This window comes from Curtobacterium sp. NPDC088465 (assembly GCF_044753165.1).
Classification (GTDB): domain Bacteria; phylum Actinomycetota; class Actinomycetes; order Actinomycetales; family Microbacteriaceae; genus Curtobacterium.
On record NZ_JBIVMR010000001.1, the window covers coordinates 401174 to 416710 of the forward strand.

Here is a 15537-nt window from a genome sequence, read left to right on the forward strand (position 1 = left end):
CGCGGAGCCGAGACTCGCCCGCCGTCGCCGTCGCCGTCGCCGGCGGCGCGGCCAGCGCGGCGGCGCGGCCGGCGGCGCTGCCGACGGCGCGCCAAATCTCGCGTACCCCCGGTGGGACTCGAACCCACAACTCGGCGATTTTAAGTCGCGTGCCTCTACCGATTGGGCCACGGGGGCGGGCCGCAACAGCCTACCGACGCGACGACGGCCGTCGCCCCACGTGGGGCGACGGCCGTCGGTGCTGGTGCTGGTGCTACTTGGCGTCCGCCGGGGCGGCGACGGGCGCAGCGTCCTTCGAGACGTCCTCGGCCGGGGTGGCGTACGCGGGGCCGGCGGCGTCGGCCGGCTGACCCTCCGCCGGAGCCGGGGCAGCGACGGCCTTGGGCTCCTCGGCTGCAGCGGGCTTCGGGCGCGACGCGAAGGCCTCGAACGCGGCACGCGGGGTCTCACGGTCGTCGAGCGACGCGATGTCACGGCCCAGGAAGAAGCCGCCGACCCAGTCGCCGATGACGCGCCACTTGCGCTCCCACGACGGCATCGCCAGGCCGTGGTACCCGCGGTGGGCGCCCCAGGCCAGGAAGCCCTTCATGGCGAACTTGCCGGACTGGAACACACCCGTGCCGAGACCCAGGCCCGCGACGGCACCGAGGTTCTCGTGCTTGTAGTCCGTCGTCGCCTCGCCGCGGACGACCGCGACCAGGTTCTTCGCGAGCTGCTTCGCCTGACGCACGGCGTGCTGGGCGTTCGGCACGCAGAAGCCGCCGACACCGCCACCGGTCAGGTCCGGCACGGCCGCGACGTCACCGCAGGCCCACGCGTCGGCGATCACGCCGTTGTCGTCGACCACGCGGAGGTCGGGCTGCACGCGGATGCGACCGCGCTGCTCGAGCGGGAAGTCGGTGCCCTTGACCATCGGGTTCGCCATGACGCCGGCGGTCCAGATGATGAGGTCGGACTCGATGGTCTCGATCGACTCGTCCTTGGCCTTGAGCTGGCACACGCCGCCCTCGGCCGAGGCCAGCTGGGTCTCGAGGTGCACCGTCGCGCCGCGGGACGCGAGGTTCTCGAGCACCCAGTGCGAGGTTTCGAGCGACACCTCGGGCATGATGCGGCCCATCGCCTCGACCAGGTGGAAGTGCGTGTCGTCGAAGGACAGCTGCGGGAAGCTCTTCAGCAGGTCGGACGCGAAGGAGCGGAGCTCGGCGAACACCTCGATGCCGGCGAAGCCACCGCCGACCACGACGACGGTGAGCAGTCGGTCGCGCTCGGGACCGGCCGGCAGGTTCGCCGCCTTGTGGAAGTTCGTGAGGATCTTGTCGCGGATCGCCGCGGCCTCCTCGATGGTCTTCAGGCCGATGGCCTCGTCCGCGACGCCCGGGATCGGGAAGGTGCGCGAGACGGCACCGGCGGTCATGACGATCTGGTCGTAGGACTCCTCCCACGCCTCGCCCTCGGCCGGGGTGATCGTCGCGGTCTTCGTGGCGTGGTCGACCTTCGTGACCTTCGCCGTGACGACACGGGTCTTCTTCAGGTGACGACGGTGCGACACGATCGCGTGACGCGGCTCGATCGAGCCGGCGGCGACCTCGGGCAGGAACGGCTGGTACGTCATGTACGGCAGCGGGTCCACCATGGTGACCTCGGCTTCACCCTGACGCAGGTGCTTCTCGAGCTTCCAGGCGGTGTAGAAACCGGCGTAGCCGCCGCCGACGACGAGGATCTTGGGCACGGGGGATGATCTCCTTGGAGTGGGGTGGTTGCTTGCCGGGAGGCTGGTCAGTCTTCGCCGCCACCCGCCCCGACTCCAGCGTCTGCGATGCCATCATACGCCCGGCACTCACAGCGGGAGGGCGACCAGTCCACGCGCTCGAGCGCGAGGTCGCCGATGGGGTTGACGCCGGGTCCGGCAGCGAGGGCGTGGCCGACGAGCGCGTGCAGGCACTTCACGCGGGTGGGCATGCCGCCCGCGCTGATGCCGTCGATCTCGTCGACGTGCTCGATCGACTCGCGGTCCGCCAGGTAGGACTCGTGGGCCGCGCGGTACTGCGCCGCGACGGTCTCGTCCTCGAGCAGGGCGGCGAGCTCGGGCATGACGTGGTTCGCCTCGAGCGTGCTCACGGCCGCGGTGGCGGCGGGGTGGCACAGGTAGTAGAACGTCGGGAACGGGGTGCCGTTCGCGAGTCGGGGCTTCGTCGACACGACGGTGGGGTTGCCGCAGGCGCACCGTGCAGCGATCCCGACGACGTCGCGGGCCGGTCGCCCGAGCTGCGCCGAGACGACCTGGATGTCGCGGTCGGACGGCGGATCGAAGGGAGGGGTCGTCACGGGCACGTGAGCCTACCCGAGTCCTGGTCGCCGTCCCACTCCGTGACGCCGCGGCGCCCCCGGCTGCCCTACTTGCTGTCGCTCGTCGCGGCGCCGGTCGGGTCTCCGGTGCCGGAGACGTCGGGCGCCACGAGCTGCTCGGTGGTCTTCTCGGTCAGTCCTGACTGCAGCACGCTGGAGAGCATCGCCTGCACCCAGTCGACCTTCGGCGTCTGCACCGTCGAGCTGACCGGGCTGCCGGAGTCGGTCTCGGCCCGGTCCGACCCCTTCGCCTGCTCCGCACCCATCACGAGGTAGCTCTCCTCGCCCGGGTACACGTAGAGCAGCCGGTCGCGTGCCTGGGCCTCGATGTAGGCCGGGTCGTCCCACCGCGCGACGTCCTGCTTCTTCTGCGCGACGTCGGCCTTCTGCGCTGCGACCTCGCGCTGCTGCTGCGCGATCTGCTCCTGCTGCTGGATGAGCGTCCGCAGCGAGGGGGCGAGCACGACGACGAACAGCACGATGATCGCGAGCATGAGGAGGCTGAAGCCGGAGAACCGGATGGACCGGTACCAGGGCTGCTCGTGCGCACCGGACTCCGGCACGGCCACGGGGATGCGGCGGACGCGGGGCTTCTGGCTGGGCACGGCTCGACGATAACCCGGCACGGCACGGTCACGTGACCCGGCACGCGGACCGTCGTGCGTCGCTCGGCACCCTCCCAGCGGCCGGGAGGCGCGGCGCACGGCCGCCACGCGCCTCCCGTCCGCCACCCACCGCCGAGCGTCCACCGCTGGGCCAGCTGGCCGCCGAACGGGCAGGACGTGCCGCTCGCGTCCGCCGAGTGGGCGAGATCCGTCGGACTGCTGCGCCGGACGTCGCAGATGTTGCCCGCTCGAGGGCGAGAGCAGACCGATTCGAGGGCGAGGGCGGATCAGTTCGACGGCGACGGGAGTGCCCGGGGACGGCGAGACGCCGCCCTCCCGGAGGAGGACGGCGTCTCGTGGTGGTGCGGGTGCGACCTAGAGCGCAGCGGCGCGGGGGAACGCGGTGCGGCCGGCGTAGACGGCGGCGTCGCCCAGCTCCTCCTCGATGCGGAGCAGCTGGTTGTACTTCGCGACGCGGTCCGAGCGGGCCGGGGCACCGGTCTTGATCTGGCCACCGTCGACGGCCACCGCGATGTCGGCGATGGTGGTGTCCTCGGTCTCGCCCGAGCGGTGCGACAGGATCGCGGTCATGCCGTGGCGGTGCGCCAGGGAGACGGCGTCGAGGGTCTCGGTCAGCGTGCCGATCTGGTTCACCTTGACCAGGATCGAGTTGCCGGCCTGCTCGTCGATGCCCCGCTGCAGACGCTTCGGGTTCGTGACGTACAGGTCGTCGCCGACGAGCTGCAGCTTCGAGCCGAGCTCGGCGGTGAGGTGCTTCCAGCCCTCCCAGTCGTCCTCGGCCAGGGCGTCCTCGATGGTGACGAGCGGGTAGTTCGCGACGAGGTCCGAGAAGTACCCGGTGAACTCCTCGCTCGAGAGCTGCTTGCCCTCGAACGCGTACTTGCCGTCGTGGAAGAACTCGGTCGCGGCGACGTCGAGGCCGAGCGCGATGTCCTTGCCCGGGGTGAAGCCGGCCTTCTCGATCGCGGCGAGCAGGAAGTCGAGCGCAGCACGGTTCGAGGCGAGCTCGGGGGCGAAGCCGCCCTCGTCGCCGAGGCCGGTCGCGAGACCCTGCTTCTTCAGCTCGCCCTTGAGGGCGTGGTAGGTCTCGACGCCCCAGCGCAGGGCCTCCGAGAAGCTCTCGGCGCCGTAGGGCACGAGGAAGAACTCCTGGATGTCGACGTTGGTGTCGGCGTGCGCGCCACCGTTGACGACGTTCATGAGCGGGACGGGCAGCGTGTGCGCGTTCGGGCCACCGAGGTAGCGGAACAGCGGCAGGTCGGCCGAGTCGGCGGCGGCACGGGCGACGGCGAGCGAGGCGCCGAGGATCGCGTTGGCGCCCAGGCGGGACTTGTTCTCGGTGCCGTCGAGCTCGATGAGCGCGGCGTCGACGAGGCGCTGGTCGGTGGCGTCGAAGCCCTCGAGCGCCGGGCCGATCTCGTCGAGGACGGCGTCGACGGCCTTCAGGACGCCCTTGCCGCCGTAGCGGTTCGCGTCGCCGTCGCGGAGTTCGTACGCCTCGAACGCACCGGTGGAGGCACCGGACGGGACGAGCGCGCGCGAGACCACGCCGTCGTCGAGGAGGACCTCGACCTCGACCGTCGGGTTGCCTCGGGAATCGAGGACTTCGCGTGCGCCTACGGCATCGATCTGGGCCACGGGGTACTCCCTACGAGTTCGGTTGTGGTGGACAGCGGGTCGATCCTACCGAGGCGCGGTGGACGCCTCGCCGCGGATGACGTCGGGTGTGGAGGAGTTCACGCCAGCGGGCGGAACTCGACACCTTCCAGGGTCTCGGTGTCGGCCCGCACACCGGCGAAGGCCGCGAAGCCCTGCTCGGCGAGGCTCGCGAGCAGGTTCTTGGTGTTCTTCGGCCGCCGCTCGAGCCGGACGCGACGGTGCGACGCGAGGGCCTCGGTCTTGAGCGCCGCGAGGCGGACCGGGTCGACGTCCTTGTCGTACAGGAGCACGACGGCGTCCGACTCGGCCGACTCCGGCAGCGTGACGAGGTCGACGAGCCGCTCGAACCCGAGCGAGAACCCGACCGCGGGCACGTCCTGCCCGAGGAAGCGTCCGATCATGCCGTCGTAGCGACCGCCACCGCCGAGGCTGTAGCCGAAGTCGGGGTGGGCGACCTCGAAGATCGTGCCCGTGTAGTAGCCCATGCCGCGCACGAGTGTCGGGTCGAAGCGCAGGTCCACGCCCGGCAGGGCCCGGCGGAGGCGGAGCAGGTCCGCGAACGCCTCGGCATCGAGCCACGGCGCCCCCTCGACAGACACCCAGTCCGCAGCCTCGAGCGCACGGATCGTGTCCTCGAGGCCCGGCAGGTCGGCGCCGATCGTCGCGCGGAGCTCGGCGGCCACACCGTCCGCACCGATCTTGTCGAGCTTGTCGACCGTGATCAGCGCCCGGTCCGCGGCGTCCGGGTCGGTGATCCCCCACGAGGCGAGCAGCGCGAGCAGGATGCGTCGGTCGTTGATGCGGATGGTGGTGTCCGCGATGCCGAGCGCGTCGAGCGCGGCGGTGGTCGCGCGGATGAGCTCGATCTCCGCGAGCTGCCCCGGCTCGCCGAGGATGTCGATGTCGCACTGGACGAACTGCCGGTAGCGCCCCTTCTGCGGACGCTCGGCACGCCACACGGGTGCGATCTGCACGGCACGGAACACCGAGGGCAGCTCGGCGCGGTGCGAGGCGTAGAAGCGGGCGAGCGGGACCGTCAGGTCGAAGCGGAGCCCGAGGTCCGCGAGGTCGAGCGGCGCATCCGCCTCCTGGAGGTCCTCGGTGGTGAGCCCGCGGCGCATCACCGCGAACGCGAGCTTCTCGTTGTCGCCGCCCAGCCCCGAGTGCAGGCGTGCGGCGTCCTCGACGACCGGCGTCTCGATCTCGTCGAACCCGTGTCGCGCGTACACGTCCCGGACCACCCCGAGGACGTGCTCGCGACGGGCCTTGTCCGCCGGGAGGAAGTCACGCATGCCACGGGGAGCCGTCACGGTCGTCGCCATGTCGCCAATCCTGCCAGAACCAGGGCACGACCTTGCGCCGCATCCGGCCCACTGATACTCTGGATGCAGAACCTCGGTCTGGCGGCCTCCTGATCCGGCCACCAGATCGTTCGCGGGGCCGGTGTGCTGCAACGGTGCCCCGCGGTTCGAGCGGGCGTCCCTGTCGTCGTGTCCCCCTGGCACGTCGTGGCCCGCTCGCGGGCACCCTCCTTTTTCGGGTTGGGAGGGTGCCCGCTCTCTCGTCTGCCCGTCCGGCACTCCTCCGCGCGCTCCGAACAGGAGGCGCAGCCCACTCACCCGCACGCTCCGAACAGGAGGTGCAGCCCACTCCCCCGCGTCTCCGAACTGGAGGCGCAGCTCACTCCCCGACGCGCGCGCCGGCCTCGAGCCGGCTCACCGCGTCCCGCAGGCTGGCGACGACGTCGATGCCCGCCTCGCGCGCCGCTGCGACCTCGGCGAGCATCCCCGCACCCCACCGGTCGTCGACGGCGCCCTCCGACCGGCTGCCCTCAGCAGGCGCGGCCGCCGACGTGACGGCGGCGACGACCGTGGCGGCGTCGCCACGCTCCTCCAGGCGTTCGAGCAGCTTCACGGCTCGCTCCAGCGGCGGCATCGCCCTCGGGACACCGTCGAGGACGCTCGTGCGCGACGCCTTCTCGGCCGACTTCGCCGCCCGCCACACCCGGACGACCTCCGCCTCCGTGTCCGCCCGTTCGGCACCGAACACGTGCGGGTGCCGACGGACCATCTTGTCGCGAGCACCGGCGGCGACGTCCTCGAGGTCGAACCGGCCCTGCGCTGCAGCCAGTCCGGCGTGCAACACGACCTGGTAGAGCACGTCGCCGAGTTCCTCGCGGAGGTCGTCGTCGTCGCCGGAGTCGATGGCGTCGACGAGTTCGTACGACTCCTCCACGGCGTACCGCGCGAGCGATGCGTGGGTCTGTGCACGGTTCCACACGCAACCACCCTCGGGGGCGAGCAGGCGGTCGACGACTTCGACGAGGTCCGTGACGGCGGTCATGGCGTCATGCTCGCACGCAGGCCGCTCCGGTAGGCTGACCCCTGGTGTGTCGGGAAGTCTGGTCGACGGTTCCGTACCCGTACCCGCACACCGTCGGAGATCCATGTCGGCACTCGTCCGCTCCCCCCGTTTCAGCGCGATCGCGCTCCTGACCGCCGCCGTGCTCGGCCTCCTCGTGGCGAACTCGCCGCTCGGACCGGGCCTCGAACGAGCCCTCGACGCGCACTCGCCGTGGGGAGCGGTCGGTCTCGACCTGTCCGTGTCGCACTGGATCAGCGACGGCCTGCTCGCGGTCTTCTTCCTGCTGGTCGCGATCGAGTTGAAGCAGGAGCTGCTCGACGGGGAACTCTCGAACCCGAAGACGGCCGTCATCCCGGCGATCGCCGCGGTCGGCGGCGTGCTCGTGCCGGCCGGGATCTTCCTCCTGGTGACCTCGGGCACGCCCTACCAGCACGGGTGGCCCATCCCGACCGCGACGGACATCGCGTTCGCGCTCGGGGTCCTGGCGATGTTCGGTCGAGGGCTGCCCTCCACGCTCCGCGTCTTCCTGCTCGCGCTCGCGGTGCTCGACGACCTCATCGCGATCGTCATCATCGCCGTCGTCTTCGCGCACGGCACCGACTTCCTCGCGCTCGGCGGTGCGGTCGTCGCCCTCGCCGTCTTCGCGGTGCTCGGTCGGCTGCTGCGACCGGGCCGCACCGGCCGCGTGTGGATCCTCGCCGCGATGGTGCTGGTCGGCCTCGTGACGTGGTGGCTCGTGTACCACTCGGGCGTGCACGCGACCATCGCCGGCGTCGCGCTCGGTCTCGTCCTGCCCCGCCGTCCGGGACACACGCTGCACGAGAACGTCGAGCCGTGGTCGAACGCCGTCGTCCTGCCGGTGTTCGCCTTCGCCTCGGCGGCGGTCGTGATCCCGAGCGTCGGCATCGGCGAGCTCTCCCCCACGTTCTGGGCCGTCGTCCTCGCGCTCCCGGTCGGCAAGGTCATCGGCATCACGCTGTTCGGTGCCGTAGCGACGCGCATCTTCCGCGCCCCCGGTCGATCGACGCTCTCGTTCTGGTCGATCGTGACGGTCGGCGTGCTCGGCGGGATCGGCTTCACGGTCTCGCTGCTCATGAACGAGCTGGCGTTCGCCCGGAACGAGGAGATCCTCGACGAGGGTGTCCTCGCCGTGCTCGTCGGGTCCGGCATCGCGATCCTCGCGTCCGCCGTCGTCGTCAGCCTGCGCGCCCGCCGCTACCGCGCGCGACGCGAGCTCTCCGAGGCCGAGGCCACCGAGTAGCGCACCGAGCGGCCGCTGCGCTGCGACACGTCCGCGGTCGGACGACCGCGGACGTGTCGTTGCAGGCGCATCGTACGACTCCGCACGGGTCGATCGACACGTGCGATGTCGGACGACGACACGTGCGATGTCGGACGACGGCCACCCGACGGCCTGGAGGCGCGGTACCGACTGGCACCGCGCCTCCAGGCCGCGTCGGGCCGCGTCACTTCGCGCCGGACCGTGTCAGGAGGCGGGCGCCTCCGCGGGGGCCTTGGACGCGCCGTAGACGGCCGTCAGGATGCTCTCCACCCACTCGATGAGCCCGTCGTCGGGCAGCGTCTCGCCGTGCGGCTTCGGCAGCGGGATGCTCGCGGCGTCCTGCTGCGGGAACCAGCGCGCGCCGGGGAACATGCGCTTCAGCCGGACCTGGGCCGAGTCGGCGAGCTCCTTGCCCGCGATCCGCAGGTTCGACCCCATCACGACGACGTCGGACAGGCCGACCTGCTGCGCCATGCGCCGCAGGCGCGACACCTCGACCAGGGTGAGCACCGGCTGCGGCGGCTGGCCGTAGCGGTCGGTGAGCTCGTCGAGCACCATGTCGATCGCCTCGGGCTGCGCAGCCGGAGCCGATGCGGCCGACAGCTTCTGGTACGCCTCGAGCCGGAGCCGCTCGGACTCGACGTAGTCCTCGGGGATGTGCGCGTCGACCGGGATCTCGAGCCGGAGCTCGGTCTGCCCCTCGGCGACGTCTCCCCGGAACTGGGACACGGCCTCGCCGATCATCCGCAGGTAGAGGTCGAACCCGACCCCCGCGATGTGCCCGGACTGCTCACCACCGAGCAGGTTGCCGGCACCCCGGATCTCGAGGTCCTTCATGGCCACCTGCATACCGGCGCCGAGTTCGTTGTTCGCGGCGATGGTCTCGAGACGGTCCTGCGCGGTCTCGGAGAGCGGCTTGTCGGCGTCGTAGAGGAAGTACGCGTACCCGCGCTCACGCCCGCGGCCGACGCGACCTCGGAGCTGGTGGAGCTGGGACAGCCCGTACTTGTCGGCCTTGTCGATGATCAGCGTGTTCGCGTTGGCGATGTCCAGGCCCGTCTCGACGATGGTCGTCGACACGAGCACGTCGAACTTGCGCTCCCAGAAGTCGACCATGACCTGCTCGAGGGTGCCCTCGGACATCTGCCCGTGGGCGACCTGGATCCGGGCCTCGGGGATGATCTCGGCCAGGTGCGACGCCACCGACTGGATGTCCTTCACGCGGTTGTGCACGTAGAAGACCTGGCCCTCGCGCAGGAGCTCGCGGCGGATCGCGGCGGCGACCTGCAGGTCGGACTGCGGCCCGACGAAGGTCAGGATGGGGTGGCGGTCCTCCGGCGGGGTCGCGAGCGTCGACATCTCCCGGATGCCGGTGACGGCCATCTCGAGCGACCGCGGGATCGGGGTCGCGGACATCGCGAGCACGTCGACGTTGGTCTTGAGCTTCTTGAGCTGGTCCTTGTGCTCGACGCCGAACCGCTGCTCCTCGTCGATGATGACGAGCCCCACGTCCTTGAACGCGATGTTCTGCGACAGGATGCGGTGTGTGCCGATCACGATGTCGACGGTGCCGTCGGCGAGGCCGGCGATCGTCTCCTTCGACTCCTTCTCGGTCTGGAAGCGACTGAGTGCGCGGAGGTGCACGGGGAAGCCCGCGAAGCGCTCCTGGAACGTCTCCATGTGCTGACGCACCAACAGCGTCGTCGGGACGAGCACGGCGACCTGCTTCCCGTCCTGCACGGCCTTGAACGCCGCGCGGATCGCGACCTCGGTCTTGCCGTAGCCGACGTCGCCGGAGAGCAGGCGGTCCATCGGGATCGGGCTCTCCATGTCGCGCTTGATCTCGTCGATGGTGGTGAGCTGGTCGGCGGTCTCGGCGAACGGGAAGGCCTCCTCCAGCTCACGCTGCCACGGGGTGTCCGGGCCGAACGCGTGCCCCTTCGAGGCCATGCGCGCCGAGTACAGCTTCACGAGGTCGACGGCGATGTCGCGGACGGCCTTGCGCGCCTTCGACTTCGCTGCGGACCAGTCCGAGCCGCCCATCTTGGACAGGGTGGGGTTCTCGCCGCCGACGTACCGGGAGAGCTGGTCGAGCTGGTCGGTCGGGACGAAGAGCTTGTCGCCCGGGTAGTTCCGCTTCGACGGGGCGTACTCGAGCACGAGGTACTCACGCTGCGTCTTCACGGCGTTGCGACCGCCGGAGCTGACCTCGCGCGAGACGAGCTCGACGAACTTGCCGATGCCGTGGGTGTTGTGCACGACGACGTCGCCCGGCTTCAGCTGCAGCGGGTCGACGACGTTCTTGCGGCGGGCGGCGAGCTTCTTGACGGTGCGGGCGCCCTGCTGGACGCTGCGGCCGTAGAACTCGGCTTCGCTCAGGACGGCGATCCGCGGGTCGGGGGTCGCGAAGCCGGCCTCGACGGTGGCGGTGGTGACGATCGCGACACCCGGCTCGGGCGGCGCGGTGAGGTCCTCGGCACGAGCCGCCACACCGGCGTCCGCAAGCACCTGCACCGCTCGTTCGACGAGCCCCTTGCCCTGCGCCGTCACGACGACGCCCCAGCCGTCGTCGACGAGCTGCTTGACGTGCTCGACGGCCCCGTCCGCGCTGCCCGCGAAGCTCGGGATCGACTCCGCTCGGACGCGGATGTACTCACCGGCCTCGGCAGCGGCCTCGGCGTCGGTGAGCACGCGCTCGCGGTCACCCTCGTCGAGCCCCGAGTCGAACGGCGTGACCGTCCACCAGGTGCGCTGGCCACGGGTGTTCTTGAGCTGCTGCACGGACAGGAAGTTGCCCGCGTCGAGGTCGATGGGTGCCTGTGCGCCCGCGACCGCGGCACTCCACGCGGCCTGCAGGAACTCGGTGTTCGTCTCGGCCAGGCTGTGCGCGCGACCGGCGACCCGCTCGGGCGAGAGGACCGCGATCGTGGCGGTCTCGGGCAGGTAGGTGGTGATCGGCACGAGGTCCTGCACGAGGGCCGGCGCGAGGGACTCCATGCCCTCGACCGGGATCCCCTCGGCGATCTTCGCGAGCATCTGCGACAGGTTCGGGAACTCGTGCAGCATCTCGCGTGCCCGCTGGCGCACGTCGTCGCTGAGCAGGAGCTCGCGCGAGGCGGTGAGCTCGACCGAGCCGAGGTCGTCGTCGGTGGTGCGCTGGTCGGCGACCGAGAACGCCTTGATCGCCTCGATCTCGTCGCCGAAGAAGTCGACGCGCACCGGGTGGTCGGCACCGGGCGGGAAGACGTCGAGGATGCCACCGCGCACCGCGAACTCGCCGCGGCGGGTGACGAGGTCGACCCGGGCGTAGGCCAGGTCGACGAGCTGCGACGCGATGGCCGCGAGGTCGTTGCCGCGTGAACCCGTCGCGAGTGCGACCGGGGCGAGCGACGTCAGGTTGCCCGCGATGGGCTGCAGTGCGGCGCGGACGCTCGCGACCACGACGATCGTGCGGCGGTCGGCCGGATCGGCGTCCTGCCACGCGGCGAGCTTGCGGAGCGTCGCGATGCGGGTGCCGACCGTCTGGGCGCTCGGGCTGAGGCGCTCGTGCGGCAGGGTCTCCCACGCGGGGAACTCGAGGACCTCGGCGTCGGGGACCGTGCACGTGAAGGCGCCGCGCACCGCCTCGGCCTCGCGCCCGGTGGCGGTGACGACGAAGAGGCACTGGGGACCGTTGCGCTCGGCGAGCAGCGCGCCGAGCAACGGGACCCGCAGGCCGTCGACGACGGAGAAGTCCGCGTCACGCCCGGCAGCGCGGAGGACGCGATCGAACGCGGAGGCGCGCGAGAGCGCAGGGATGATGCCCGAGATCGTCACTCAGACGATGGTACCGGCGGCGTCCGACACCCGGCCCGGCGTGCGCGGGCGGCGAACACGGTCAGCTGCGGCGACGGAGTCGGGACCCGATCAGGACGAGCAGCGCGGCCACGAGCAGCGCGGGCGCGACGGGTGCGGCGCCGGTCCAGGCGAGGGTGGTCGGGCTGCGGTCCGCAGACGTGGAGCCGGCCCGGTCGGGAGGCGCGGCACCGTCCGCCGCGTCGGCACCCGTCACGCCGGTGGTCCCGCCGCGGCCGGCGGCCGCCCCCGGGTCGGCGCTCGGGGTCGGGGCGGTCGGGGTCGGGGCGGTCGGTCCTCCCCCGCCGGTGGTGCCGTCCGGGCCGGGCGACGGGTCGGGGTCGGGTGCGGGCGTCGGTCCGGGGGCGCCGGTCGGACCGGGGGTGGGTCCGGACGAGACGTCGGGCGAGGGCGACGGTCCGGGCTCCGGGGCGGTGGTCGCCCCCGGCTCGGGCGCCGTGGTGGGTCCGGGCGCGGTGGTCGGCTCGGGCGCCGTGGTGGGTCTGGGCGCGGTGGTGGGCTCGGGCGCGGTGGTCGGTTCGGGCGCGGTGGTCGGCTCGGGCGCGGTGGTCGGCTCGGGCGCGGTGGTCGGCTCGGGGGCGGTGGTCGGCTCCGGCCCGGTCGTCGGTCCGGGCGCCGTGGTCGGCTGCGGCGCGGTCGTCGGTCCGGGCGCGGTGGTCGGCTCCGGCGCGGAGGTCGCTCCGGGCTCCGGCCCCGCGGTCGGCTCGGCCGTCGGGGACGGTGCGGGCGACGGCTGCGCTCCCGTCGAGGGTGTCCCGGTCGGGAGCGGTCCTGCCGTGGCCGGGGCGGAGGGGGTCGGGGTCGCGCTCGCCTCCCACGTCGGGTCGGGATCCGGCTCGGGTCGGGGGTCCGGGTCGGTCGTCGGTGTCGCGCTCGGGGTGCCCGACGGCGACGGGGTCGGCTCCGGGGTGGTCGGTCCGGGGGCGGGCGGCGTCGGGGTGGGGCCCGGCTCGTCGGTCGGCTCCGGGTCCGTCGAGGGACCGGGCTCCGTCGAGGGACCGGGCTCCGTCGACGGATCGGGCTGCGGCGTGGCGGTCGGCTCCGCGGTGGGATCGTCGGTCGGGGAGGGCGACGAGGTCGGTGCAGGGGTCACCGTCGGCGTCGCGCTCGGCTCGTCGGAGGGCTCGTCGGTCGGCGCACCCGTGGGGGCGGGGGTGGGCTCGTCGGCCGCCGGCGCCGACGGGTCCGCACCCGGCTCGCTGCTCGGCGTCGGCGTCGGCGTCGGCTGGTCGGTCGGATCCGACGTCGGCGCTGCGGTCGGTTCCGACGTCGGCCCGGGGGTGGGCTCCCCCGTCGGGTCGGACGTCGGTGCAGCGGTCGGTTCCGACGTCGGCTCGGGGGTGGGCTCCCCCGTCGGGTCGGACGTCGGCGAGGCGGTCGGCTCTGCGGTCGGGTCAGGCGTCGGCGGGTCGGTCGGGTCGGCCGTCGGCGAGACGGTCGGCTCCGCCGTCGGCGGGTCGGTCGGGTCGGCCGTCGGCGAGGGGGTCGAACCGCTGCTCGGGTCACTGCTCGCCGGCGTCGTCGGCTCGCCGGTCGCCGGAGTCGTCGGCTCCGCCGAAGGTCCGGGAGACGGGGCGGTCGTGGGGCCAGCCGTCGGCTCGGGCGTCGGGGTGTCCGACGGCAGGGGCTCCGCCGTCGGTGCGGTCGGGCTCGTACCCGGGCTCTCCTCGACGCGGCCGGACGACGTCGCGGTGACGATCCGCTGCCGGTTGTAGTCCGCCACGACCAGGCTCCGACCCGGGCCGACGGACACGGCGGTCGGGTTCGCGAGTGCCGATCCGTCGGGCGCCGTCGAGAACGCCGGAGCCCACGCGCCACCGGCGTCCGACCAGACGCGGCCGTTCCCGTTGTCCACGACGAAGACGTCCCCGTCGTCGACCGCCACCCCGCGGAGCCGGGTCTGCCCGTCGGCCGGGAACCCGAGCGCGCTGACGACGCCCGACGCGCGGTCGACCTGCCACACCTCGTCGGGTCCGGCGTCCGTCACGGTGAGCGTTCCACCGTCGGCGGAGATCGCGACGCCGCTCGGGTCGGACCACGGACCCGCGACCGCCGTCCACGTCCCGCTGCCGAGCTCGGCCGTCCAGAGCGATCCGCTGCCGGGCACGGCCGCGAAGACCGTCGTCCCCTGCACCGCGAGTTCGGAGACGGCTCGTCCGCTCGGAGGCGGGGCCCACCGGGAGACGACGAGCCCGTCCGGGGAGAGGAGCGTGATCGACCGCCGCCCGGCCTCGGCGACGAGGATGCGGCCGTCGTCGAGGGTGGTCACGGCCGACGGGTTCCACATGTCGCCCGGCGCCGTGCCGAACGGAGCGACCACGCTCCAGGTGCCGTCGAGTCCGCGGCGCAGCAGGCCGTTCCCGGCGAAGTCGGCGACCAGGAGTCGTCCGTCGACGTCGTGGTGCACGTCGTTCGGGGCGGAGAAGCTGCTCGCGACCGGTGGCGCGGACGACTCGGCGCTCGTCGGTGTCCAGGTCTCGGTGGCGGCGACCGCGCCGTCCTGGGTGAGCAGGGAGGCCATGCCGACCGCGATGAGCGCGACCGCGGCCGGGACGACGGCGAGGACCGCACGCACCCCCGTGCCGGAGCGCTGTGCGACGTCTGTCGGTCCTGCCCGGTGTCGTGCTCGCCCCACGTCGCCCCCTCGTCGTCGGGACGGTCGCCCCGACGGCGAACCTACCGACGACCGGGGGACGTGACGGTCCCCCAGTTCGGGGACCCGGCGGGAACCGGACAGCAGCGTGGACGACCCACACCGTGCCTCCCGGCCGGATCCGCGAACTCGACCGGACGCGTCAGGAGGGCGCGTGCACGCGCTGCTGCGCGGCGAGGAGCCCGAGCTCCGCGATCGCCTCGACGGCGTCGGCGCCGTCGGCGAGCAGGTTCGGCAGCGTCTTCTTCTCGGTCGGCGAGAAGTCACGCAGGACGTAGTCGGCGGGGTCCTGGCGACCCGGGGGACGGCCGATGCCGATCCGCACCCGGGTGAACTCGTTCGTGCCGGTCGCCTTGATGATGTCGCGGAGCCCGTTGTGGCCGCCGTGCCCGCCGCTGCCCTTGAGACGGACGGTGTCGAACGGCAGGTCGAGTTCGTCGTGGACGACGACGAGGTCCGCCGGGGTGGCGCTGTAGAACCCGAGCACGCTCGAGACCGGGCCACCCGAGGTGTTCATGAAGGATCCCGGCTTCGCCAGGACGAGCTTCGGTCCGCCGGGCACCAGGCGCCCCTCGGCGACCTGGTTCGGCGTCTTGTGCTTCTTGAACGTCGCACCCATGCGGGCGGCGAGTTCGTCGAGGACCATCTGGCCGACGTTGTGACGGTTCCCCGCGTAGCCGGGCCCGGGGTTCCCGAGCCCGACCACGACGAGGGTCGTTCCTGTCATCAGCGTCGGCCAGACGTTCCGCGGA

At 72.5% G+C, this 15537-nt stretch carries 10 protein-coding genes and 1 tRNA gene; 1 reads left to right on the forward strand and 10 read right to left on the reverse strand.

The genetic code is table 11. From position 1 onward, the window contains the following. Window positions 1-103 precede the first annotated feature (103 nt). The 7 genes from ACIP6W_RS01810 to ACIP6W_RS01840 all read right to left on the reverse strand — a co-directional run bounded on the left by ACIP6W_RS01810 (window position 104) and on the right by ACIP6W_RS01840 (window position 6974). Window positions 104-177: transfer RNA gene (locus ACIP6W_RS01810), tRNA-Leu, on the reverse strand. A gap of 76 nt (window positions 178-253) precedes the next feature. Further along, window positions 254-1729 carry an NAD(P)/FAD-dependent oxidoreductase gene (locus ACIP6W_RS01815; RefSeq protein WP_066652606.1) on the reverse strand — a complete coding sequence of 492 codons (1476 nt, stop codon included), beginning with the start codon at window positions 1727-1729 and terminating at the stop codon, window positions 254-256. 47 nt (window positions 1730-1776) lie between these two features. After that, entirely contained in the window at window positions 1777-2325 is a 549-nt protein-coding gene (locus ACIP6W_RS01820) for a DUF501 domain-containing protein (protein ID WP_066652599.1), read from the reverse strand. Between the two features lie 68 nt (window positions 2326-2393). Further along, the gene (locus ACIP6W_RS01825) at window positions 2394-2951 is read right to left on the reverse strand and encodes a septum formation initiator family protein (protein WP_066652590.1); all 558 of its coding nucleotides are present in this window, start codon (window positions 2949-2951) and stop codon (window positions 2394-2396) included. A gap of 375 nt (window positions 2952-3326) precedes the next feature. Beyond that, on the reverse strand, window positions 3327-4610 hold the full coding sequence (gene eno, locus ACIP6W_RS01830) for a phosphopyruvate hydratase (protein WP_058728084.1): 1284 nt from the start codon (window positions 4608-4610) through the stop codon (window positions 3327-3329). A 98-nt stretch (window positions 4611-4708) separates the two neighbouring features. Next, window positions 4709-5953, reverse strand: coding sequence for a histidine--tRNA ligase (hisS, locus tag ACIP6W_RS01835; RefSeq protein ID WP_400427870.1), 1245 nt, complete (start codon window positions 5951-5953; stop codon window positions 4709-4711). 358 nt (window positions 5954-6311) lie between these two features. Continuing rightward, window positions 6312-6974 (reverse strand): MazG family protein, encoded by a 663-nt coding sequence (locus ACIP6W_RS01840; RefSeq protein ID WP_311205972.1) that lies wholly within the window; start codon window positions 6972-6974, stop codon window positions 6312-6314. Between the two features lie 103 nt (window positions 6975-7077). On the opposite strand from ACIP6W_RS01840, the gene nhaA reads away from it, so the two are divergent. After that, a complete protein-coding gene (gene nhaA, locus ACIP6W_RS01845; RefSeq protein WP_311205973.1) occupies window positions 7078-8256 on the forward strand; it encodes a Na+/H+ antiporter NhaA in 1179 nt (392 codons plus the stop codon). A gap of 225 nt (window positions 8257-8481) precedes the next feature. On the opposite strand, the gene mfd is transcribed toward nhaA, so the two are convergent. The 3 genes from mfd to pth all read right to left on the reverse strand — a co-directional run bounded on the left by mfd (window position 8482) and on the right by pth (window position 15512). Continuing rightward, a complete protein-coding gene (gene mfd / locus ACIP6W_RS01850) occupies window positions 8482-12093 on the reverse strand; it encodes a transcription-repair coupling factor (RefSeq protein ID WP_066652554.1) in 3612 nt (1203 codons plus the stop codon). Between the two features lie 61 nt (window positions 12094-12154). Then, window positions 12155-14767 carry a hypothetical protein gene (locus tag ACIP6W_RS01855; RefSeq protein ID WP_400427874.1) on the reverse strand — a complete coding sequence of 871 codons (2613 nt, stop codon included), beginning with the start codon at window positions 14765-14767 and terminating at the stop codon, window positions 12155-12157. Window positions 14768-14927: 160 nt separating this feature from the next. Next, a complete protein-coding gene (pth, locus tag ACIP6W_RS01860) occupies window positions 14928-15512 on the reverse strand; it encodes an aminoacyl-tRNA hydrolase (protein ID WP_058742290.1) in 585 nt (194 codons plus the stop codon). Window positions 15513-15537: the final 25 nt, after the last annotated feature.

Coding starts and splice junctions, on each gene's coding strand:
- hisS (WP_400427870.1), bottom strand. CDS start 5,953: ATGGCGACGACCGTGACGGCTCCCCGTGGCATGCGTGACTTCCTCCCG.
- ACIP6W_RS01840 (WP_311205972.1), bottom strand. CDS start 6,974: ATGACCGCCGTCACGGACCTCGTCGAAGTCGTCGACCGCCTGCTCGCC.
- pth (WP_058742290.1), bottom strand. CDS start 15,512: ATGACAGGAACGACCCTCGTCGTGGTCGGGCTCGGGAACCCCGGGCCC.
- nhaA (WP_311205973.1), top strand. CDS start 7,078: ATGTCGGCACTCGTCCGCTCCCCCCGTTTCAGCGCGATCGCGCTCCTG.